1 pseudogene is annotated in these 303 nt (G+C 41.6%); it reads right to left on the bottom strand.

Features of this window, described 5'->3' with window-relative positions:
* Positions 1-71: 71 nt before the first annotated feature.
* Positions 72-303, bottom strand: a pseudogene (locus AB4512_RS25035) (PilZ domain-containing protein); the annotation flags it as partial.

The raw sequence follows: 303 nt of genomic DNA, 5'->3' as shown, positions 1-303 counted from the left end.
AGTGCTGGGCTTTTTAATATCGGATCTGAATGAATGACTTGGGCTTTAAGGCATTTAACTTTAAAAGCTTTTTATGCCACTCTGAGGCTAGCAAAAAATACTGGGTATCTTTGTCTAATGTGTCTTTGTTCTGACACCATATCTTTGAAGCTTGGTCCTTCTAACAACTGAACGATCACTTCATCGCCTTCTTGTCGCAGCACTGCACCACTAATATCAATGGTGTTGTTATCGTGCAGTCTTAAACTGCCCGCCATTGAGAAGCCTCGATAAACAGGAATGATGTTACGCATCATCAAGCGC

This window comes from Vibrio sp. 10N.222.52.B7 (assembly GCF_041474275.1).
Taxonomy (GTDB): domain Bacteria; phylum Pseudomonadota; class Gammaproteobacteria; order Enterobacterales; family Vibrionaceae; genus Vibrio; species Vibrio crassostreae_C.
Note: the sequence above shows the minus strand (reverse complement) of the source record. Positions and strands in the feature narration are given on the sequence as shown.